The organism is Enterobacter cloacae complex sp. P42RS, from assembly GCF_014930595.1.
Classification (GTDB): domain Bacteria; phylum Pseudomonadota; class Gammaproteobacteria; order Enterobacterales; family Enterobacteriaceae; genus Enterobacter; species Enterobacter bugandensis.
This window is the reverse complement of record NZ_JADBRK010000025.1, coordinates 1-20,985: the sequence shown is the minus strand read 5'-3', so window position 1 is coordinate 20,985 and position 20,985 is coordinate 1. Positions and strand designations below refer to the sequence as shown.

Below are 20,985 nucleotides of genomic sequence, written 5' to 3'. Positions count from 1 at the left end.
GTATCAGGACTCCCGGCTACGAGCACACATCATCGTCGCTTCGCAAACAACTTTGCCGTCAACCAGCGCTACGCCTTTGAAGCGAGTCAGGCCACGACGCGTTTTTTCAAAAGTGACTTCCATGATCATCTGATCACCAGGCACGACAGGACGCTTGAAGCGCGCTTCATCAATACCTGCGAAGTAATATAGTTCACCCGGCTCCAGCTTACCGACGCTTTTAAACGCCAGAATACCGGTAGCCTGAGCCATCGCTTCCAGAATCAACACACCCGGGAAGATAGGCTTACCCGGGAAGTGTCCCTGGAAGAACGGCTCGTTCACGGAAACATTTTTCACTGCGCGCAGAAAACGACCTTCTTCAAAATCCAGCACACGGTCTACCAGCAAAAACGGGTAGCGGTGCGGCAGAAGTTCTAAAATCTCTTCAATATGCAGAGTATGAGTGTCAGTAGTCAAAATACTCTTCCTGTCAAAATGTACTGATAACAATAATAACACGGCCTGCCGGTTTATTAGAAAGCCGACAGGCCGGGAAAGATAGCGTTAAACGGGTGACGTTTAGTCTTGTTGATCGATCTTACGCTCAAGAGACTTGAGTCGCTTGTTCATATCATCAATGTTCATCACCAGAGCTGCTGTTTTACGCCATACCTTGTTGGGTTGCAGCGGAATACCGGAGGAATAGACGCCAGGTTCAGTGATAGGACGCATTACCATGCCCATGCCCGTCACCGTCACCTTGTCGCATATTTCCATATGGCCATTAATCACGCTCGCGCCGCCAATCATGCAGTAACGACCAATTTTCAGGCTGCCCGCCATGATGACGCCCCCCGCAACCGCGGTATTGTCGCCAATCACAACGTTATGCGCAATCTGGCACTGGTTATCGATGATAACACCATTGCCAATGATAGTGTCGTCGAGTGCACCACGATCGATCGTGGTACAGGCTCCGATCTCCACGCGATCGCCAATAATAACGCGACCAAGCTGCGGGATCTTAACCCAGTTACCGCGATCGTTCGCGTAACCAAAGCCATCAGAACCAATCACGGTACTGGACTGGACGAGGCAATTTTCGCCGATTTCAACTTCATGATAAACGGACACATTGGCCCATAAACGGGTGCCAGCGCCGATTTTCGTATTTTTCCCAACGAAGCATCCAGGGCCAATGACGACGTTATCGCCCAGCTCAACGCCAGATTCAATAACCGCATTCGCGCCAACGGCCACGTTGTTACCCAGCTTAGCCGTCGGATCAATCGCTGCACTGGCAGCAATGTTCTGCGCCGGCTGCGGCGTGGTATCAAGAATTTGAGCCATGCGTGCATACGTCAGGTAGGGATTTTTCACTACCAGCGCGCTTCCAGTGGCAAAAGGAAGATCGTCCTGCGTCAGAACAACAGCTGACGCCTGGCATTGAGCCAGTTGTTCACGGTACTTAGGGCTTACCATGAAGGTAATCGTGCCAGCTTTAGCAGATTGCATGGACGCAACAGCGGTGATGACGATATCGCCATCACCGTGTAATTCTGCATCCAACTGCTGAGCTAAATCAGCCAGTCGAATTGAAGGCATTACTTATTTAACCTGTTTCAGAACATCAGCGGTGATGTCTTTAACATCGCTGCTATTGAAAGCAACGGCGTTCGCATCAACAACCAGATCGATGCTCTGATCGGCAGCAACTGCTTTAACAGCAGTCTGAATGCGAGTCACCAGCTTGCCACGCTCTTCGTTAGAACGACGCTGACGATCCTGCTCGAAAGCCTGCGCTTTCTGGGAGAAGGTCTGGCGCTGAGCCATAACGTCTTTTTCCAGTTTGCTGCGATCGCTTGCTTTCATGGTAGAACCATCACGCTGCAGACGCTGCATTTTGGACTGAAGATCGCCTTCCATACGCTGCAGTTCGCTCGCACGGCCTTTGAATTCGTTTTCCAGAGTCGCAGAAACACCTGTTTTCTGAGCGACCTGCTGGAACAAATTACCCATGTTGACGATTGCGATTTTGTCTGCTGCCTGAGCAGAAGTTGCCATCGCTAAACCGAGACCTGCAGCTAATAACCACTTTTTCACAATTAACTCCTTACCATCCCATTGGCACCAGAAGGTACCGTTCTTTGCGTGGCAAGGCGACCGTTTTACCGATCGCCGGTTGTCAGCGCTACACTGCCAACGCATTCCATTGCAGCGGATTATTACCAGGTTTTACCAATGTTAAACTGGAATTGCTCCGCTTTGTCTCCATCGTATTTCTTAAACGGCTGGGCGTAGGAGAAGACCAACGGCCCCAGCGGTGACATCCATTGTAATGCGATACCGGCAGACATGCGAATATTGCCCGGATCGCTATAGTCTGGAACGCCAGCCGCGCGCATCTGGGCAGTATTCTCCCAGTTGGTATCCCACACCGTACCCGCATCCCAGAAGAAGGACGTACGTACGGAGTTCGCGTATTTATCACTGATAAATGGCGTTGGGGTGATGAACTCCAGGCTGGCCACGGCCATGGCGTTACCGCCTACCGCATCATCAGAGCTACATACTTGTTTTGGATCACGGCTTGCGCAGTTATCTTCATCATTACCGCCGTAATAAACCGCTTTCGGACCAATGTTGTTAGACTGGAAGCCACGCACGGTGCTTGAACCACCCGCGTAGAAGTTCTCATAGAACGGCAACTCTTTACTGCCGATACCGTCACCATAGCCCCAACGGGTACGACCCAGCACCACCCACTTGTGATCGTCATCAATCGGGAAGTAGGACGCGGTATCCAGCGTCACCTTGTAGAACTCGTTATCGGAACCAGGAATGGTCACCTTACCGTTCAGGTTGACGCGAGAGCCTTCCGTTGGGAAGAAACCGCGATCAAGACGGTTGTAGGTCCAGCCATAGTTGAAGGTGAAGTCATCTGCAGCAAAACCGTTGTCATCGCTGGAGGTACTCGCCGACTGGCCGATGGAATCCAGATAACGCCACATCGCCACCTGCGGCTGCATGTTGGACAGGTCGTTATGCACGTAACCTAAGCCCGCTCGCAGGGTGTTGTATTCGTTAACCGGGAAGCCAAGCGTTCCGTCCACACCGTAACTTTTGTTGGTGTAGGAAGACAGATCTGCATCATCCGCTTTAAAGTCGTTATAGAAGATACGACCGCCCAGGCTCACACCGTCAACGGTGAAGTATGGGTTGGTAACGGAGAACTCAGAGTAGGTCTGGTAGTCGTTTTTGGTACCGTTAATACCAACAGAGTAACCCGTACCCAGCCAGTTATCCTGCTGGACGCCTACCTGGAAACTCACGCCGCTTTCCGTGCCGTAGCCCACGCCGAAGTTAAAGCTACCGGTGTTACGCTCTTTCACTTTATAAACGACATCAACCTGATCCGGGCTGCCCGGTACACGCTGAGTTTCAGTATCTACGGTTTCAAAATAGCCCAGACGGTTCAGACGCTCTTTACCCTGGTCGACCAGGTCGCTGCCCAGCCAAGCCCCTTCCATCTGACGCATTTCACGACGCAGAACGGAGTCTTTAGAGGTGTCATTACCGACGAAGCGGATCTTACGCACGTAGAAACGGTTACCCGCATCAACGTTAACGTGCAGCTTAACGGTTTTATCCGCATCGTTGATTTCCGGCTGAGTTTGTACGCGCGGATAGGCATAACCATAGCGGCCGAGCAGCTTCTTAATGCTGTCTTCCATTTTGGTGACTTTGGATCCGCTGTACAGATCGCCCGGCTGAATTTTGGTCAGCGATTCGATCTCAGCAGAATGCCCCGCCAGGTTACCACTCACTTCAACACCAGAAAGCTTGTACTGATCGCCTTCAGTAATGTTAACCGTAATGTAGATACCTTTCTTGTCCGGAGTCAGACTGACCTGAGTCGAGTCGATGTTGAAGCGGGCATAACCGCGATCCAGATAGTAGCTGCGCAGGGTTTCAAGGTCGCCCGCCAGCTTCTGTTTCTGGTATTTACGATCGCCAACCACGTTCCACCACGGCACTTCATCGCGCAGCTGGAAGGTCGAGATCAGTTCGTCGGTGCTGAACGCGTGGTTACCCACGATGTTGATCTGCTGGATCTTCGCAGAAACACCTTCCTGGAAGACCAGCTTCAGGTCAACACGGTTACGCGGGAGCGGAGTGACAACCGCTTTCACGCTGGCGCTGTATTTACCGACGCTGTAGTAGAAGTCTTCCAGACCTTTTTCAATGTCTGAAAGGGTTGTGCGGTCCAGAGATTCACCCACACGAACACCCGATGCTTCAAGGTTTTGCTTGAGCATGTCATCTTTCACCGACTTGTTGCCGGAGAAAGTGATACTGGCGATCGTTGGACGTTCTTTTACCTGTACCAGCAGCGTATCACCATCGCGCAGGACGCGGACGTCCTCGAAGTTGCCGGTGGCAAACAGAGCACGGATGGTGTTACTGATATCTTCATCATTAACCGTATCGCCGGGGCGCACAGGCATACTGAGGAGGGCCGCACCAACGGCGACACGCTGAAGGCCTTCGAAATGAATATCTTTCACTACGAACCCGTCAGCACCGTATACGGTGGCGCTGCTAAACAGCAGCGACGCTATGAGCAACTTTTTCATCGCCATCGTTATTATGCGTTCTTCCTAACTAACTCTCTTACAACCGAGAGAAATCATTGAAAAGTGCAAGCCCCATTAACAGCACCAGCAAAATCGAGCCAATGCGATAACTAAAGTCTTGAACTCGCTCGGATACCGGCCCGCCTTTTAGCTTTTCAATCGCTAAAAACAGCAGATGACCCCCGTCTAAAACGGGAAGCGGGAACAGGTTGATAATCCCAAGGTTCACGCTAATAAGCGCGAGGAACATGAGATAGTAAATCACCCCGAACTCCGCTGACATCCCAGCCCCCTGAGCAATCGAGATTGGCCCACTGAGGTTGTTCAGTTTCACATCACCGGTTATCAATTTCCCCAACATGTTGACCGTCAGCTTCATCAGTTGCCATGTTTTATCCGTGGCTTCAAGAATGGCGCTGAACGGCCCATACTGGCGTATTGTCTTGTACTCATCTGGCAGCGGGATCACTTTTGGCACAACGCCTGCAAACCCTTCTGCCTTTTTGCCGACCGACTTCGTATCCGGGATCAGCGTCAGCGAAAGCGGACTGCCTTGCCTTTCAACTTCCAGCGCGAGGGACGTCCCCGGATTATCGCGCACCAGAGTAACAAAGGTCATCCACTCTGTTAATGGTTGACCATCGACTTTAACGATCCTGTCGCCAGCTTGCAAACCCGCTTTGCTCGCCGCCGAATTTGCCTGTACTTCGGCTAATACCGGCTCAATCTGCGCGCCGCGGGGACGAATGCCCAGCGCAGCGACGGGATCCTCTTTGTCTGGCTCGAAACGCCAGTGGCGTAAATCCAGTACTTTGTCCTGACGCGCGTCTGACCCAAATGGCGAAACGCTGATAGTTGTCTGCGGATCGCCAATTTTGGCTACCAGCTGCAGTCGCACGGCATCCCAATCAGGGGTTTCGATGCCATCAATCGCTTTAAGTTCCATCCCGGAGGTAATTTGCGCACTCGCCGCGATGGAGTCAGGGGCAATATCCCCCACTACCGGACGGACGCCAGGGACGCCGATGATAAACACCAGCCAGTAAGCGAAAATCGCAAAGATGAAGTTGGCTACCGGTCCGGCAGCGATGATGGCGGCGCGTTGTCCAACGGTTTTGTTGTTAAACGCACTGTGTCGCAGTTCGGGAGCGACAGGCTCAACACGTTCGTCGAGCATTTTGACGTAGCCGCCAAGCGGGATAAGGGCGATGACAAATTCCGTGCCGTGACGGTCGGTGCGCGTCCAGAGTGATTTGCCAAAACCAATGGAGAATCGCTCTACCCGCACACCACAACGGCGAGCAACCCAGAAATGGCCAAATTCATGCACGGTAATCAGTACACCCAGTGCAACAATGAACGCCGCCAGATTCCAGAGAATGCTCAGCATAAAACCTTCCGTTAAATCGTCCCGAATACCAGTAAAAGCAGGCAAGCAAATACTGGAACAGCCGCTGTCAGGCTGTCAATGCGATCCAGTATACCGCCATGCCCTGGAATAAGATGTCCGCTGTCCTTAATCCCTGCTTCACGCTTAAACATACTTTCGGTTAAATCACCGAGCACTGAGGCAAGTGCAGCAAAAATCGAGCACACCAGCAGTATTGACGGTGCCACGGCCAGATCTGCCCAGACGCCATAGCCCCAGGAGATGATCGCTGCCGTAAACAAGCCGCCGATGAAGCCTTGCCAGGTTTTCCCCGGCGAAACTTTAGGTGCCAGCTTATGTTTGCCAAACAGTTTACCAAACATATAGGCCCCGGAGTCAGCCCCCCAGACGAGAATCATCACATAAAGCAGCCAGATCGCACCGCTGTAGTGGTTTTCGTCATAATGCCAGGCGCGCAGCGCGACCATGCCCCAGAAAAACGGAACAATGGTGAGCAAACCAAAAATCAGTCGCAGCACTTTTGAATGACGCCAGATTGCGGCCGAACCTGGATAAAAAAGCACCAGTAATAGCGCAACAACCCACCAGGCCAACGACATCCACAAGGAGCCGGCAACCAGCGGTTGATGAATATCATGGTGATATTCAGGCAACATAAACAGCATTATGGCCAGGATAAAGCCACAGAGTACCGCAAGCCATACTCGCTGGCTGCGCGAGGTAAAGCCGCTAAACTGTCCCCATTCCCACGCGGCAAGCATGCACACTACCAGCGTGACAATGGCGAATCCCACCGGGGGCAGCAAAAACAGCGCCGCAATGACAATGGGTATTAAAACAAAAGCGGAAATCAGGCGATACTTCAGCAAAAGCTACCCCCATCAGGCTTTGTCGCCACCTGGCTCGGTGCCGCCGAAACGACGCTCTCGATTGGCAAAGGCATGCAGCGCACCTTCAAAGTCTTGTTCATCAAAATCGGGCCAGAGAACATCTGTAAAGTAAAGTTCAGCATAGGCAATTTGCCATATCAGAAAGTTACTTATGCGATGTTCCCCCCCTGTCCTAATTACCAAATCCACAGGTGCCAGTTCATTCATGCAGATTTGCTTGCTCAGCGCCTCTTCATCAATCTGGTCGGGTCTCAACAGCCCTTCCTGAACCTGTTCGGCCAGATGCCGAACGCCCTGGATAATATCCCAGCGTCCACCGTAATTCGCCGCAACGTTGAGCGTCAGACCGGTATTATTTTCCGTCAGCGCTTCTGCTTTACGAATCCGCTCCTGCAAACGTGAGTTAAAACGACTGGTATCGCCAATGATGCGCAGGCGAACGTTGTGGCGGTGCAGGCTTTTTACTTCGCTGTCTAGCGCCCACACGAACAATTCCATCAACGCAGTCACTTCCTGCGGAGGTCGATTCCAGTTTTCACTGCTAAAAGCATAGAGCGTTAACGCATCAATGCCGTTATTGGCGGCAAAAGAGACGGCGCGGCGAACAGATTTCGCTCCCGCTTTATGCCCAAAGGCTCGTATTTTCCCTTGTCTTTTCGCCCAGCGCCCGTTGCCATCCATAATGATTGCTACATGACGGCAGCCATGAGCTGGCAAGTTTTCGCTTATTGGTTGATTCGCAGACAACATAACGCGTTTTTTGTCCCTGAAAGGATTTAACGGTACTCAGGAATACTTAAGCCTGTACATAAAAAAGCCGTGTCAAACCACGGCTTACCTGACCACATAAAGTCAAATTCCTGCGATCAGGTGGCGCAGACTATATCACTGAAGCCCAACGCTAACAAATAGCACGACCACTAGTGCTTGCTTTATCACCAGCTTGCGAGACGTGTCACCTGTTTACGCGCAATATCACGAGCAGCTGTATCCACCGCCAGTACCTCTTCCACGCTTTGTGGCTCGCGCAAATCCATCATTTCCAGTACCGATAAATTTAAGGACGCGATATCGGTAAAACGGATCTGCTGATTCAGAAATGCGTCAACGGTAATTTCATTGGCTGCATTCAGTGCCGTCGTCGCCGCCTGCCCCTGGCCAAAGGCGTTCATTGCAAGCTTCAGACAAGGATAACGATCGTAGTCTGGTTCACTGAACGTCAGAGAACTGAGCTTACAGAAATCAAGCGGCTTGACGCCGGATTTCACCCGGTTCGGCCATGCCATTGAATGGGCAATAGGCGTACGCATATCCGGCTCGCCGAGCTGTGCCAGCACGCTGCCATCCTGATAGCGCACCATTGAGTGAATCACCGACTGCGGGTGGATCAGCACTTCCATCTGTTTCGCCGACGCATTAAACAGCCAGCGCGCTTCAATGTATTCCAGACCTTTGTTCATCATGGTGGCAGAATCTACGGAGATTTTACGCCCCATTGACCAGTTCGGATGACGGCACGCCTGATCCGGCGTCAGTGCGCGCAGTTCAGAGAGTGGCGTTTCACGGAACGGGCCACCAGACCCGGTAAGCAGAATCGACACAACGCCATTCTGCTCCAGGTCAGCGTACCCCAGGTTCTGTTGAAAAGGTTGCGGTAAACTCTGAAAAATGGCGTTATGCTCGCTGTCGACCGGTAAAAGACGCGCCCCGCGCTGTTTTACCGCGTCCATGAACAGACGTCCACAGGTCACCAGCGACTCTTTATTGGCGAGCAAAACATCTTTACCGGCATCGATCGCAGCAAGTGTCGGCAGCAGCCCGGCTGCGCCGACAATGGCCGCCATAACCTGGTCAACCTCATCCAGCGCCGCCATCTCGCAGGCAGCCTGCTGGCCACTCAGCACCTCGGTTCGGCTGCCCTTCTCACGCAGTTGGGCTTTTAGCAGGCGCGCGCTCTCTTCGTCATCCATCACCGCATAGCGGGGCATAAACTCCAGGCACTGCTCGACCATACGCTGCACATTCTTACCGGCCACCAGCGCTGTCACGGTGTAAAGTTCAGGATTATGGCGGACGACGTCGAGAGTACTGCAACCGATGGAGCCGGTTGAGCCGAGGAGTGTTAAATGCTTCATGAGATGCCCGAAAAAAGTTAGACCAGATAAAAGCAAAACGCCGCCAGCAAGACCCGAAGTCCCTCTGAACGGCGTTTATCAGTGTACGACAGAAATCAGAACTGCATCAGTTCCGCTTCTTTTTCTGCCAGCGCCGCATCAATTTTCTTGATGGCAGCGTCGGTCATTTTCTGAATGTCGTCCTGAGAACGACGATCGTCATCTTCGCTGATCTCTTTTTCTTTCAGCAGTGCTTTCACTTTATCGTTCGCATCACGGCGCACGTTACGCACGGAAACACGACCCTGCTCAGCTTCACCGCGAACCACTTTGATCAGGTCTTTACGACGCTCTTCCGTCAGCGGAGGCAGCGGAACGCGGATGTCAGCGCCTGCAGAGCTTGGGTTCAGACCCAGGTCAGAGGCCATGATCGCTTTCTCAACGGCCGGGCTCATAGAGCGATCGAAGACGTTGATTTTCAGCGTACGGGTATCTTCAACCGTCACGCTCGCCAGCTGGCGCAGAGGCGTTGGCGTACCGTAGTATTCTACGATGATGCCATCCAGCAGGCTTGGGGAAGCACGGCCAGTACGGATTTTGCTGATTTGGTTTTTGAACGCTTCTACGCATTTGTCCATGCGTACTTCAGCATCTTTTCTGATGTCGTTAATCACGTTACGAATCCTTGAAAACTTGTCTCAGGCAGACTATCCGCCAGCACAGCGCTACAGGTGTGCTAAGTATAGTCGCGTTTAATTCATGACAACGCCAAAGGCGCGTCCAGGTAAGATACCACTACAAAGTAAAGCGGAATCTTACCTGTATTTATCGTCGACGGAAATTATTCCGTGATCAAAGTGCCTTCTTTTTCGCCCATGACCACGCGACGCAGTGCGCCAGGCTTGTTCATGTTGAAGACACGGATCGGCAGTTTGTGGTCGCGAGCCAGCGTGAAGGCGGCAAGATCCATCACTTTCAGCTCTTTATCCAGCACTTCGCTGTAGCTCAGCTGATCGTACATGGTCGCAGAAGGATCTTTTGCCGGGTCGGCAGTAAACACGCCGTCTACTTTGGTCGCTTTCAGCACCACGTCGGCTTCAATTTCGATACCGCGCAGGCAGGCAGCGGAATCGGTGGTAAAGAACGGGTTACCCGTACCGGCGGAGAGGATCACTACGCGGTTGTTGCGCAGCAGGCTGATGGCCTCTGCCCAGCTGTAATTATCGCATACGCCATTCAGGGGAATCGCGGACATCAGGCGGGCATTCACGTAGGCGCGATGGAGCGCATCACGCATTGCCAGGCCATTCATCACGGTTGCCAGCATACCCATGTGGTCGCCCACAACGCGGTTCATCCCCGCTTTCGCCAGACCAGCACCACGGAAAAGGTTGCCACCGCCAATGACCACGCCAACCTGGATACCCAGTTCGACCAGTTCTTTGATTTCCTGTGCCATGCGATCAAGGATGCTTGCGTCAATACCGAAGCCTTCCGATCCCTGCAGCGCTTCGCCACTCAGCTTAAGCAGAATGCGTTTGTACACGGGTTTTGCATTGGTAGCCATGTTTCTTTCCTGAGACTGTCAACGATTAAGATGGGAGTTAATTCTGGCGACATAATATGCCGCAAATCAGCACGGCGATACTGGAGCCTGTCTGATTTCCTGTGACGGGTGACAAAAAGAAGCCGCCCTCAGGCGGCTCCTTTTCAATCATTAAGACTGCTTGGACATTGCAGCAACTTCTGCTGCGAAGTCAGTCTCAACTTTCTCGATGCCTTCGCCCACTTCGAAGCGGATGAAGCCAGTTACGTCAGCGTTGTGCTCTTTCAGCAGCTGAGCAACAGACTTGCTTGGATCCATAACGAAAGGCTGGCCAGTCAGAGAAACTTCGCCGGTGAATTTCTTCATGCGGCCTTCAACCATTTTCTCTGCGATTTCTTTTGGCTTACCAGACTGCATCGCGATGTCCAGCTGAACCTGGTACTCTTTTTCTACCACTTCAGCAGACACGTCTTCTGGCTTAACGAATTCTGGTTTGCTTGCAGCGATGTGCATTGCCAGCTGTTTAACCAGCTCTTCGTCAGCGCCTTTAGCCGCAACCAGAACACCGATACGTGCGCCGTGCTGGTAAGAACCCAGTACTTCGCCTTCCAGGGAAGATACGCGACGGATGTTGATGTTCTCACCGATTTTAGCAACCAGCGCAACACGTTCTTCTTCGAACTGTGCTTTCAGAACTTCAACGTCAGTGATTTTGCCAGCAACAGCTGCGTCCAGAACTTTGTTCGCAAATGCCTGGAAACCGCCATCTTTAGCAACGAAGTCAGTCTGGCAGTTAACTTCCAGAATGATGCCGTAGGTGCCGTCGATTTTAGTGATGATCACGCCGTCAGCAGCAACGTTGCCTGCTTTCTTAGCTGCTTTGATCGCACCGGATTTACGCATGTTTTCGATTGCCAGCTCGATGTCGCCGTTCGCTTCAGTCAGCGCTTTTTTGCAATCCATCATGCCTGCGCCAGTACGCTCGCGCAGCTCTTTTACCAGGGATGCGGTAATTTCAGCCATTCTTAAATCCTCGGGAGATGTGAACTGCCCGGCCGGAGGCCAAACAGTGTAAATTGAAAAAAGGGGCCGATAATGGGCCCCTATTCATACACGGTACTAATAAGGGGTAAAACCTTATTATTCAGCTTCTACGAAGCTTTCTTCCGCCTGAGAAGCCAGATCCTGGGAACGGCCTTCACGAACGGTAGCAGCTACAGCGCTCAGGTACAGGCTAACAGCACGGATTGCGTCGTCGTTACCCGGGATAACGAAGTCAACACCGTCCGGATCGGAGTTGGTATCAACGATAGCGAATACCGGGATACCCAGGTTGTTAGCTTCTTTGATAGCGATGTGCTCGTGGTCTGCATCGATTACGAACAGCGCGTCTGGCAGGCCGCCCATATCTTTGATACCGCCCAGGCTGTTTTCCAGCTTGTCCAGTTCACGAGTGCGCATCAGCGCTTCTTTCTTAGTCAGCTTGTCGAAAGTACCGTCCTGAGACTGGGTTTCCAGATCTTTCAGGCGCTTGATGGACTGACGAACAGTTTTCCAGTTGGTCAGCATGCCGCCCAACCAGCGATGGTTCACGAAGAACTGGTCGCAGCTGTTAGCAGCATCTTTCACAGCTTCGCTTGCAGCGCGCTTAGTACCAACGAACAGAATCTTACCTTTACGGGAAGAGATCTTGTTCAGCTCAGCCAGGGCTTCGTTGAACATTGGTACAGTTTTCTCAAGGTTGATGATGTGAACTTTGTTACGCGCGCCGAAGATGAAAGGCTTCATTTTCGGGTTCCAGTAACGGGTCTGGTGACCAAAGTGAACACCAGCCTTGAGCATGTCGCGCATGGAAACAGTTGCCATGTTTTAAAACCTCTATATTGAAAGTTGGGGTTATGCCTCCACGTATCCCATATTACCGACCCCGAAGGGCACCCCGGAATATGTGCCGATACGTGTGTGTTGTTACACAAAGTGAGATTTGTCGCTTCCGTCCAGCCTGTGTATCTGAGATGGATCGGAAGTCCGGCGCGCTTTATACCACAAAACACGACCAGAAACCAACAGTTGTTGGCGGAGTGTGCTGTTAATGATTCTCAATTTGGCACGGGGCGTGCCTGACTGATACCATTGACGACACTTAGACTAGTATTGTCGAAAAAATCGACACCGATGGACAGATTACATGGCTATCTCTATTAAGACACCTGAAGAAATTGAAAAGATGCGCGTCGCCGGTCGTCTGGCCGCGGAAGTGCTGGAAATGATCGAGCCGTTCGTGAAGCCGGGCGTCAGCACCGGCGAACTGGATCGCATCTGTAATGACTATATCGTTAACGAGCAGCACGCGGTTTCCGCCTGTCTCGGCTACCACGGTTTCCCGAAATCCGTCTGCATCTCTATTAATGAAGTGGTTTGCCACGGTATTCCGGACGACGAAAAACTGCTGAAAGATGGCGATATCGTCAACATCGACGTGACCGTCATTAAAGACGAGTACCACGGTGACACATCGAAGATGTTCATCGTTGGTAAACCAACGATTCTGGGCGAGCGTCTGTGCAAAGTGACGCAAGAGAGCCTGTACCTGGCGCTGAAAATGGTTAAGCCGGGCATCCGCCTGCGCACTCTCGGTGCCGCAATTCAGAAATTCGTGGAAGCGGAAGGTTTCTCCGTGGTGCGCGAATACTGCGGTCACGGCATTGGCCGCGTCTTCCATGAAGAGCCGCAGGTTCTGCACTATGATGCCGATGACGGCGGCGTGGTGCTGCAAAAAGGGATGACCTTCACCATCGAACCGATGGTCAACGCCGGTGACTACCGCATTCGCACCATGAAAGACGGCTGGACGGTGAAAACCAAAGACAGAAGCTTGTCTGCCCAGTACGAGCATACTATTGTGGTAACGGACAACGGCTGCGAAATTATGACGTTGCGCAAGGATGACACCATCCCGGCGATACTGACGAACATTGAGTGATAAGAAGCCGGCAAATGCCGGCTTTTTTAATGGCGATAGCTTTTTCTTATGGGTGGCGCACGATGAGTAATCTATTACCCGAACAGTATGCTAACACAGCACTTCCCACCCTCCCCGACCAGCCCGATAACCCGGGCGTCTGGCCGCCGCACGAGCTGACCTGCGCGCACATAAAAGCCCATATGGATGTTTTCCACCGCTGGCTGGGCAGCGCGTTCGACGCGGGCGTCTCTGCCGAGCAGCTCATCGAAGCGCGCACCGAATTTATCGACCAGCTCCTGCAGCGTCTGTGGATCGACTACGGTTTCGGGCAGGTGAGCGACGTCGCGCTGGTTGCCGTCGGGGGCTATGGCCGCGGGGAGCTGCATCCGCTTTCCGATATCGACCTGCTGATCCTGAGCCGCAAAAAGCTGCCGGACGAACAGGCGCAGAAAATAGGCGAGCTGCTGACTCTGCTGTGGGACGTCAAGCTTGAAGTGGGCCACAGCGTGCGCACCCTGGAAGAGTGCCTGCTGGAGGGGTTATCTGACCTGACCGTCGCCACCAACCTGATTGAAACCCGCCTGCTGATTGGTGACGTCGCGCTGTTTCTGGAGCTGCAAAAGCATATTTTCAGCGACGGCTTCTGGCCATCTGAGAAATTCTTCGCCGCCAAGGTCGAGGAACAAAACCAGCGCCACCAGCGCTACCACGGCACCAGCTATAATCTTGAACCCGATATTAAAAGCAGCCCCGGCGGCCTGCGCGACATTCACACGTTACAGTGGGTCGCCCGTCGTCACTTTGGCGCCACCTCGATGGACGAGATGGTCGGCTTTGGCTTCCTGACCGAGGCCGAGCGTAACGAGCTGAACGAGTGTCTGCACCTGCTGTGGCGCATCCGTTTTGCCCTGCATCTGGAAGTTACCCGCTACGATAACCGCCTGCTGTTTGACCGTCAGCTCAGCGTAGCGCAGCGGCTGAACTATCAGGGCGAAGGCAACGAGCCGGTTGAGCAGATGATGAAGGATTTCTTCCGCGTCACCCGCCGGGTTACCGAGCTGAACCAGATGCTGTTGCAGCTGTTCGACGAGGCCATTCTGGCCCTGACTGCCGACGAAAAGCCGCGCCCGATTGACGATGAATTCCAGCTGCGCGGCACGCTTATCGATCTGCGCGACGAAACGCTGTTTATCCGCGAGCCGGAAGCGATCCTGCGGATGTTCTACACCATGGTGCGCAACAGCACCATCACCGGGATCTACTCCACCACCCTGCGCCATCTGCGCCACGCGCGCCGCCATCTGACGCAGCCTTTGTGTTACATCCCGGAAGCGCGCTCACTGTTCCTGAGCATGCTCCGCCATCCGGGTGCCGTCAGCCGCGGGCTGCTGCCGATGCACCGCCACAGCGTGCTGTGGGCCTATATGCCGCAGTGGTCGCACATCGTTGGGCAGATGCAGTTCGATCTGTTCCACGCCTACACGGTGGATGAACACACCATCCGCGTGATGCTCAAGCTGGAAAGCTTTGCCAAAGAAGAGACGCGCTCCCGCCACCCGCTGTGCGTGGAGCTGTGGCCGCGCCTGACCCATCCGGAACTGATCCTGATTGCCGCCCTGTTCCACGACATCGCCAAGGGCCGCGGCGGCGATCACTCGGTGCTGGGCGCGCAGGACGTGCTGAAATTTGCCGAACTGCACGGTCTCAACTCGCGCGAAACGCAGCTGGTCGCCTGGCTGGTGCGCCATCACCTGCTGATGTCGGTCACAGCCCAGCGTCGCGATATTCAGGACCCTGAGGTTATTAAGCAGTTCGCCGAAGAAGTTCAAACGGAAAACCGTCTGCGCTATCTGGTCTGCCTGACGGTGGCCGATATTTGCGCCACTAACGAGACCCTGTGGAACAGCTGGAAGCAGAGCCTGCTGCGCGAGCTGTATTTCGCCACCGAAAAACAGCTGCGACGCGGGATGCAAAACACCCCGGACATGCGCGAGCGCGTGCGTCATCACCAGCTGCAGGCGCTGGCGCTGCTGCGGATGGATAACATTGATGAAGAAGCGCTGCATCAGATTTGGGCCCGCTGCCGTGCCAACTATTTTGTGCGCCACAGCCCAAACCAGCTTGCCTGGCACGCGCGGCACCTGCTGAAGCACGATCTGTCTCAACCGATGATCCTGCTGAGCCCGCAGGCCACGCGCGGCGGAACGGAGATATTCATCTGGAGCCCGGACCGGCCTTATCTGTTTGCTGCCGTCTGCGCCGAGCTGGACAGGCGTAACCTGAGCGTTCACGACGCGCAGATTTTTACCACCCGCGACGGCATGGCGATGGATACCTTTATTGTGCTGGAGCCGGACGGCAGCCCGCTGTCCTCGGACAGGCATGAAGGGATACGCTTCGGTCTGGAGCAGGCGATCACGCAGCGCAGCTGGCAGCCACCGCAGCCGCGCCGTCAGCCGGCGAAACTGCGTCATTTTACTGTCGATACCGAGGTCAACTTCCTGCCGACCCACACCGACCGTAAATCGTTCCTGGAGCTGATCGCGCTCGACCAGCCAGGGCTGCTCGCCCGGGTCGGCCAGGTTTTTGCCGATCTGGGAATTTCGCTCCATGGGGCCCGAATTACAACCATTGGCGAGCGAGTAGAAGATTTATTTATAATCGCCACCGCCGACCGGCGTGCCCTTAATAATGACCTGCAGCTTGAAGTGCAACAACGGTTGACAGCAGCCCTCAATCCAAACGATAAAGGGTGACGTGTTTTTTAGTGAAATGGAAAGAGTAAACAATGCAGCAGTTACAGAACGTTATTGAGTCCGCTTTTGAGCGTCGCGCCGAGATCACCCCGGCAAATGTGGATACCGTGACCCGTGAAGCGGTAAACCAGGTTATTTCCCTGCTGGATTCCGGCGCCCTGCGCGTGGCAGAAAAAATCGACGGTCAGTGGGTCACTCATCAATGGCTGAAGAAGGCCGTGCTGCTCTCTTTCCGCATCAACGATAACCAGGTTATCGACGGAGCAGAAAGCCGCTACTTCGATAAAGTGCCAATGAAATTCGCGGATTACGACGAAGCGCGTTTCCAGAAAGAAGGCTTCCGCGTGGTACCACCAGCGGCAGTACGTCAGGGCGCATTCATCGCACGCAACACCGTGCTGATGCCATCCTATGTGAACATCGGTGCGTACGTTGACGAAGGCACCATGGTCGATACCTGGGCAACCGTCGGTTCCTGCGCGCAGATCGGTAAAAACGTTCACCTGTCCGGCGGCGTTGGCATCGGTGGCGTTCTGGAGCCACTGCAGGCTAACCCGACCATCATCGAAGACAACTGCTTCATCGGCGCGCGTTCAGAAGTGGTTGAAGGCGTGATCGTGGAAGAAGGCTCCGTGATCTCCATGGGCGTTTACATCGGCCAGAGCACCCGCATTTACGATCGCGAAACCGGCGAAGTGCACTACGGTCGCGTTCCGGCGGGCTCAGTGGTCGTTTCCGGTAACCTGCCGTCAAAAGACGGTAAATACAGCCTTTACTGTGCCGTTATCGTGAAGAAAGTGGATGCGAAAACCCGCGGTAAAGTGGGCATCAACGAACTGCTGCGCACCATCGACTAATCCCCGACGCGTTGATAAACCGGGACGCGCCTGTGCGTCCCGGTATAATCATCAAAAACGTCCGTTTCCGCAGTCGCGATTGCCATTCCCTTTTTTCTCAATCCTGCGATATCCGCCGCCATACGCTGGCTCCCCAGCCAGAAAAGCCCGTCGAGAGCCGTCACAGCCAGACCCGACTCCAGCGCCAGCTTCAGTCGCTCACGCGGCGCTTTTACCTCTTTGGCGATCTGCCGGAAGGGCTCTGCAGTAAGCCCGGTGGGATCGATCCGCCGAATGCGGGTGCTCATGCGGTACTGAAAAGCCTCAGGAATTGCATTGAGATCGGCTTTCAGGCTGTAGACGCAGCCAAAGCGCTTGCCGTTAAAGATGACGTTCTTCTGGCTTAGCTGAAACTCATCGCGCAGCCCGGCGATAAGCTGAGGGGCGCGGGTCAGCACCAGTCGGAACGGCAGTTCGAAGCTGGTGACATAATCCACGTTCAGTAAGGCAATACGTAAACGCTCTTCCGCACCCGCCTTTAGCTGGCGGCACTCTGCGGCCACTTCTGCCCACTGGTGCGTGAGCCTTGGGCTCTCATCTGCGGCGCCAAAGCTGTATTTTTCGATCTGATAATCAATGCGTCCTGACATGTCATTATCCCCGCGGGCTACGCTTTCGTGCGATAACTTTGCCTCATTTCCCCGCTTTTGAATACCCGCCTCGCTCGCCTTTTCTCACCTGAAGTAACAATGATGAATCTCTTTACAAGCAAGTTCACCTCGTTACTTAATGCAAATTTTTTCTTTTAAAACATAGGTTTGTTGAAAAACAGGATTAACGATATTATTCGTGAACAGCAAAAAATAATCTGGCCTTGCGGGCAATAAACGGGAATCGTGCAATGAGTCATTACGGCAAAATAATTGGTGCGGGGATCGCAGGTCTGGTCACTCTGGCCGGGACGTATTTATGGGGAAAAAATAACGGCAAAGACGAAGGGATTGCCGAAGGGCAGCAGATCGCAAAAGCTGAATACGCCGAAAAGATCAAAAAACTCCAGACTGAACTGGCGGACAAGATGCGCGATATCAGTAAACGGGATGACTTTATCCTCGCGGCATATGCGCTGGGGACATGCTGCATCAAGGCTAATGGCAAGACCCCAGCGGAAAATATTGCCCTGCTGGATGATGCAGTGTCTGGTCTTGTTCCGCGGGAAAAGTTACCTCAAGCCGTTCAGCAGAAGATCGTCGAGATGGTCGAAACACCGCCCAATCTGCCAACGGTTTGGTCACTTATAAATGAATATCAGCTTAACGATGCGAAAAGCCTGGAGAGGTTTAGCCTCATTGTTGGCATGATGGCAAGTCAGGATGAGCTAAGAACACAAAGCGAAAGTGATTTTATGGCCTCCTGGAACTTACTGGTTGCGGCCTGAGGACGACGGATGACAAATCTTAATGCACATCTCGCCAGAATGAAAAAGCTGCAACAGGTACGGAATGCCCCTGCGCTAAAATCCGTGGCGACGGCGTCCGCCATCGAAGCTCATCTGACCGGAGAAGTCGATGCTGCATTTATAAAAGGGTGCGATACCGGCAGCATTTACCGCGAAGCGATCATGGGGGCCAACCTGACGGTCAGCAACGACGACGTTATGGCCCGCCTGGAGGTAATCTCAACGGGCAGCGCCATCGACAATATCCTCGAACCCGTGTTTCTCAGCCTGCTCGACGGCACAATGCGCGCCTGCAATATCGGCACCCGACAAGGTGTTACCCCGTCCCGCCTGTACCAGGAGTGCCGGGCGTTCAGTTACGAAGCGCCCGAAAGAAATGCCTTTATGCTGGATAGCTACAGCGAGCACTTGAACGAGCGTCAAAACATTGACCGTTTTTCTGAACAATCGTCGTTTAACGGCGGCGAAATGACGCGCAACAACGACTCTCTGAACATGCGCGATGGTGCAAAAATGAAGGCCCGTAAAGAGAACCATTTCTCCGGTAATCTGCGCGCTGAGGATGAATATGGTAACGGCACGATCTACCAGTACAAAAAACATGCGAAAAGCGAGGGAGAGCAGAAGCAGGCTGCCGAAGTCGATCATGTCGTCTCCTGCGCCGAAGTATGCAACAACCTCAAAAGCAACAAGGCTCTGAAGCTTGATGACATCAAAAATATTCTCAATATTGACGAAAATTATGCTGTTACCAGCATGCAAAACAACCGTGGCGAGAAAACCGGTAAGTTCGCTAAAACCCGCGAAGAACTCCAGCAGGAGATCGATCAGGGCTTTGTAGTTGTCAAAAAAGGGAAAAAAGATGTCGCGCATCCGCTGACAGAAGAGGAAATCAAAACGCGGCAGGTGATGGTCGAGAAAATGGACATCGCGCAGCAAACGATGGATACCAAAACCAATGAAACCGTATTTGATAATATCCGCAAGGATCGCGACGTCCAAAAAGTTCTGGCGAAAGATGCGGCCCAGGCATCAGGTCATCAGTCGCTGGGCGATCTCATTCTCTTCATTATCAAGCCTCTTTACTATGAGCTGCGCAGCTGTTTAACGCACGGTATTGAAGCTGGCGTAGGTGCGAGCGATTTTTCGCAGGCTCTGTCGATTCGTCTTGGTCGCATGAAAGATCACATTCTCAAAAACGCTGTCGTTTTATTAAAAGATGTTGCCGTCGGCTTTATTAAAAATTTCGTGTCGATGCTGCTGGAAGGGATTGTTAACTGCTTCGTTGGCGTGTTCAAAAACATCATGCGGATGGTAAAAGAAGGCTTTAAGGTCCTGATGCAGACGGTACCGATCCTCAGGGATAAACACAGCAGTATGGCCCAAAAAGGCGATGCCATTCTTAAGCTTGTAGCAGGTTCTCTTTCCGTCTTTGCGGCTATTGGCCTTGAGTCATGGCTCAGCGGCCTTGGTCTACCAGGACCGCTCCCCATCTTACTCTCATCGGTCCTGACCGCCGTGATTACGGCGCTGGTGATGTTCCTGCTGGATAAGCTCGATCTGTTCGGCGTCAATCAGGCAATCAAAAAACAGCGGATCGACGAACTGTTGGAACAGGAAATTAACACCACGGAAAGCGAAATGCTGGCCTCCATCGCCTTACTGCGCTAGCGCTCAGATCGTCAGGTTTTGGTATTAAATTGATTTCCACTTGACGTAGTCGTTAAAAACAACAATAAACGAGTTGGGGCAATGCACCTTCCCTGCCCGGTAATTTCAGTGAAATGTAATCAGGATCGACCCCGCTTTTTTTGTATATGAGGGTGGCAAAAAGGAATTTTTTCATTAATTATTCAAAGGTTATGTTGAGATAAGGGTACCGCTATGTACGATAATCTGAAAAGTCTGGGCATTACCAATCCTGATGAAATCGATCGTTACAGCCTTCGCCAGGAAGCCAACAACGACATTTTAAAAATCTATTTTCACAAGGATAAAGGAGAGTTTTTCGCCAAGAGCGTGAAGTTTAAATATCCACGCCAGCGTAAGACCGTCGTCGCTGACGGCGTAGGACAAGGGTACAAAGAGGTGCAGGAAATCAGCCCTAACCTGCGCTATGTGATCGATGAACTCGATCAGATTTGCCAGCGCGATCGCACTGAAGTCGATCTCAAACGTAAGATCCTCGACGATCTGCGTCACCTTGAAAGCGTAGTCACCAACAAGATCAGCGAGATTGAAGCGGATCTTGAGAAATTAACGCGGAAATAAAAGAAAAACGGCAATCCCTGATTGCCGTTTTTAGTGTTTGCGCCCTCTCCCCGTGGGAGAGGGATGGGGTGAGCAGCTGTGTTTAAAGTCAACATCTGACGACTAAGCTGCCGCCCATTTTTTATTGTCCCGCACCATC

Annotated in this window: 19 protein-coding genes; 6 read left to right on the top strand and 13 right to left on the bottom strand. The window is 52.9% G+C overall.

Going from position 1 to position 20,985, the window contains the following annotated elements:
• Nucleotides 1–3: 3 nt before the first annotated feature.
• The 12 genes from fabZ to rpsB form a co-directional block, all read right to left on the bottom strand.
• Nucleotides 4–459, bottom strand: a complete 456-nt coding sequence (fabZ, locus tag IM314_RS20525; RefSeq protein ID WP_010426706.1) for a 3-hydroxyacyl-ACP dehydratase FabZ — start codon at nucleotides 457–459, stop codon at nucleotides 4–6.
• Nucleotides 460–561: 102 nt separating this feature from the next.
• Nucleotides 562–1,587, bottom strand: a complete 1,026-nt coding sequence (lpxD, locus tag IM314_RS20520; RefSeq protein WP_045631179.1) for a UDP-3-O-(3-hydroxymyristoyl)glucosamine N-acyltransferase — start codon at nucleotides 1,585–1,587, stop codon at nucleotides 562–564.
• A gap of 3 nt (nucleotides 1,588–1,590) precedes the next feature.
• Nucleotides 1,591–2,085 (bottom strand): molecular chaperone Skp, encoded by a 495-nt coding sequence (skp, locus tag IM314_RS20515; RefSeq protein ID WP_014882635.1) that lies wholly within the window; start codon nucleotides 2,083–2,085, stop codon nucleotides 1,591–1,593.
• A gap of 122 nt (nucleotides 2,086–2,207) precedes the next feature.
• The gene (bamA, locus tag IM314_RS20510; protein ID WP_028015584.1) at nucleotides 2,208–4,625 is read right to left on the bottom strand and encodes an outer membrane protein assembly factor BamA; all 2,418 of its coding nucleotides are present in this window, start codon (nucleotides 4,623–4,625) and stop codon (nucleotides 2,208–2,210) included.
• Between the two features lie 31 nt (nucleotides 4,626–4,656).
• Complete coding sequence (rseP, locus tag IM314_RS20505) at nucleotides 4,657–6,009, bottom strand: sigma E protease regulator RseP (RefSeq protein ID WP_041911192.1); 1,353 nt, start codon at nucleotides 6,007–6,009, stop codon at nucleotides 4,657–4,659.
• Nucleotides 6,010–6,020: 11 nt separating this feature from the next.
• On the bottom strand, nucleotides 6,021–6,878 hold the full coding sequence (gene cdsA, locus IM314_RS20500; RefSeq protein WP_045631181.1) for a phosphatidate cytidylyltransferase: 858 nt from the start codon (nucleotides 6,876–6,878) through the stop codon (nucleotides 6,021–6,023).
• A gap of 12 nt (nucleotides 6,879–6,890) precedes the next feature.
• Nucleotides 6,891–7,649: a (2E,6E)-farnesyl-diphosphate-specific ditrans,polycis-undecaprenyl-diphosphate synthase gene (ispU, locus tag IM314_RS20495; RefSeq protein ID WP_028015581.1), complete on the bottom strand. Its 759-nt coding sequence runs from the start codon at nucleotides 7,647–7,649 to the stop codon at nucleotides 6,891–6,893.
• A 185-nt stretch (nucleotides 7,650–7,834) separates the two neighbouring features.
• The gene (gene ispC, locus IM314_RS20490; RefSeq protein WP_193359312.1) at nucleotides 7,835–9,034 is read right to left on the bottom strand and encodes a 1-deoxy-D-xylulose-5-phosphate reductoisomerase; all 1,200 of its coding nucleotides are present in this window, start codon (nucleotides 9,032–9,034) and stop codon (nucleotides 7,835–7,837) included.
• 95 nt (nucleotides 9,035–9,129) lie between these two features.
• Nucleotides 9,130–9,687, bottom strand: a complete 558-nt coding sequence (gene frr / locus IM314_RS20485; RefSeq protein ID WP_003856180.1) for a ribosome recycling factor — start codon at nucleotides 9,685–9,687, stop codon at nucleotides 9,130–9,132.
• Between the two features lie 167 nt (nucleotides 9,688–9,854).
• A complete protein-coding gene (gene pyrH, locus IM314_RS20480; RefSeq protein ID WP_008501910.1) occupies nucleotides 9,855–10,580 on the bottom strand; it encodes a UMP kinase in 726 nt (241 codons plus the stop codon).
• 150 nt (nucleotides 10,581–10,730) lie between these two features.
• Nucleotides 10,731–11,582: a translation elongation factor Ts gene (gene tsf, locus IM314_RS20475; protein WP_028015579.1), complete on the bottom strand. Its 852-nt coding sequence runs from the start codon at nucleotides 11,580–11,582 to the stop codon at nucleotides 10,731–10,733.
• A gap of 117 nt (nucleotides 11,583–11,699) precedes the next feature.
• The gene (gene rpsB, locus IM314_RS20470; RefSeq protein WP_003856207.1) at nucleotides 11,700–12,425 is read right to left on the bottom strand and encodes a 30S ribosomal protein S2; all 726 of its coding nucleotides are present in this window, start codon (nucleotides 12,423–12,425) and stop codon (nucleotides 11,700–11,702) included.
• A 322-nt stretch (nucleotides 12,426–12,747) separates the two neighbouring features.
• Between rpsB and map the strand changes: the two genes are divergently transcribed.
• From map to dapD, 3 genes are all read left to right on the top strand, one after another.
• The gene (gene map, locus IM314_RS20465; protein WP_028015578.1) at nucleotides 12,748–13,542 is read left to right on the top strand and encodes a type I methionyl aminopeptidase; all 795 of its coding nucleotides are present in this window, start codon (nucleotides 12,748–12,750) and stop codon (nucleotides 13,540–13,542) included.
• Between the two features lie 62 nt (nucleotides 13,543–13,604).
• Nucleotides 13,605–16,280: a bifunctional uridylyltransferase/uridylyl-removing protein GlnD gene (gene glnD / locus IM314_RS20460; RefSeq protein ID WP_008501914.1), complete on the top strand. Its 2,676-nt coding sequence runs from the start codon at nucleotides 13,605–13,607 to the stop codon at nucleotides 16,278–16,280.
• Between the two features lie 32 nt (nucleotides 16,281–16,312).
• Nucleotides 16,313–17,137 (top strand): 2,3,4,5-tetrahydropyridine-2,6-dicarboxylate N-succinyltransferase, encoded by an 825-nt coding sequence (gene dapD, locus IM314_RS20455; RefSeq protein WP_008501915.1) that lies wholly within the window; start codon nucleotides 16,313–16,315, stop codon nucleotides 17,135–17,137.
• Here the strand turns inward: dapD and IM314_RS20450 are convergent.
• On the bottom strand, nucleotides 17,134–17,766 hold the full coding sequence (locus IM314_RS20450) for a DNA-binding protein (RefSeq protein ID WP_041911197.1): 633 nt from the start codon (nucleotides 17,764–17,766) through the stop codon (nucleotides 17,134–17,136). The two genes, dapD and IM314_RS20450, sit on opposite strands and share 4 nt — an antisense overlap.
• A gap of 251 nt (nucleotides 17,767–18,017) precedes the next feature.
• On the opposite strand from IM314_RS20450, the gene IM314_RS20445 reads away from it, so the two are divergent.
• From IM314_RS20445 to IM314_RS20435, 3 genes are all read left to right on the top strand, one after another.
• Complete coding sequence (locus tag IM314_RS20445) at nucleotides 18,018–18,554, top strand: hypothetical protein (RefSeq protein WP_047363662.1); 537 nt, start codon at nucleotides 18,018–18,020, stop codon at nucleotides 18,552–18,554.
• A gap of 9 nt (nucleotides 18,555–18,563) precedes the next feature.
• A complete protein-coding gene (locus IM314_RS20440) occupies nucleotides 18,564–20,246 on the top strand; it encodes a hypothetical protein (protein ID WP_193359313.1) in 1,683 nt (560 codons plus the stop codon).
• A gap of 213 nt (nucleotides 20,247–20,459) precedes the next feature.
• A complete protein-coding gene (locus IM314_RS20435; RefSeq protein ID WP_014168696.1) occupies nucleotides 20,460–20,846 on the top strand; it encodes a DUF3461 family protein in 387 nt (128 codons plus the stop codon).
• Nucleotides 20,847–20,985 lie beyond the last annotated feature (139 nt).

What these genes read in the sequence shown, in the direction of transcription:
- lpxD (WP_045631179.1), bottom strand. Translation starts at nt 1,587, where the DNA reads ATGCCTTCAATTCGACTGGCTGATTTAGCTCAGCAGTTGGATGCAGAA.
- bamA (WP_028015584.1), bottom strand. Translation starts at nt 4,625, where the DNA reads ATGGCGATGAAAAAGTTGCTCATAGCGTCGCTGCTGTTTAGCAGCGCC.
- rseP (WP_041911192.1), bottom strand. Translation starts at nt 6,009, where the DNA reads ATGCTGAGCATTCTCTGGAATCTGGCGGCGTTCATTGTTGCACTGGGT.
- ispU (WP_028015581.1), bottom strand. Translation starts at nt 7,649, where the DNA reads ATGTTGTCTGCGAATCAACCAATAAGCGAAAACTTGCCAGCTCATGGC.
- ispC (WP_193359312.1), bottom strand. Translation starts at nt 9,034, where the DNA reads ATGAAGCATTTAACACTCCTCGGCTCAACCGGCTCCATCGGTTGCAGT.
- pyrH (WP_008501910.1), bottom strand. Translation starts at nt 10,580, where the DNA reads ATGGCTACCAATGCAAAACCCGTGTACAAACGCATTCTGCTTAAGCTG.
- tsf (WP_028015579.1), bottom strand. Translation starts at nt 11,582, where the DNA reads ATGGCTGAAATTACCGCATCCCTGGTAAAAGAGCTGCGCGAGCGTACT.
- rpsB (WP_003856207.1), bottom strand. Translation starts at nt 12,425, where the DNA reads ATGGCAACTGTTTCCATGCGCGACATGCTCAAGGCTGGTGTTCACTTT.
- map (WP_028015578.1), top strand. Translation starts at nt 12,748, where the DNA reads ATGGCTATCTCTATTAAGACACCTGAAGAAATTGAAAAGATGCGCGTC.
- glnD (WP_008501914.1), top strand. Translation starts at nt 13,605, where the DNA reads ATGAGTAATCTATTACCCGAACAGTATGCTAACACAGCACTTCCCACC.
- dapD (WP_008501915.1), top strand. Translation starts at nt 16,313, where the DNA reads ATGCAGCAGTTACAGAACGTTATTGAGTCCGCTTTTGAGCGTCGCGCC.
- IM314_RS20450 (WP_041911197.1), bottom strand. Translation starts at nt 17,766, where the DNA reads ATGTCAGGACGCATTGATTATCAGATCGAAAAATACAGCTTTGGCGCC.
- IM314_RS20445 (WP_047363662.1), top strand. Translation starts at nt 18,018, where the DNA reads ATGAGTCATTACGGCAAAATAATTGGTGCGGGGATCGCAGGTCTGGTC.
- IM314_RS20440 (WP_193359313.1), top strand. Translation starts at nt 18,564, where the DNA reads ATGACAAATCTTAATGCACATCTCGCCAGAATGAAAAAGCTGCAACAG.
- IM314_RS20435 (WP_014168696.1), top strand. Translation starts at nt 20,460, where the DNA reads ATGTACGATAATCTGAAAAGTCTGGGCATTACCAATCCTGATGAAATC.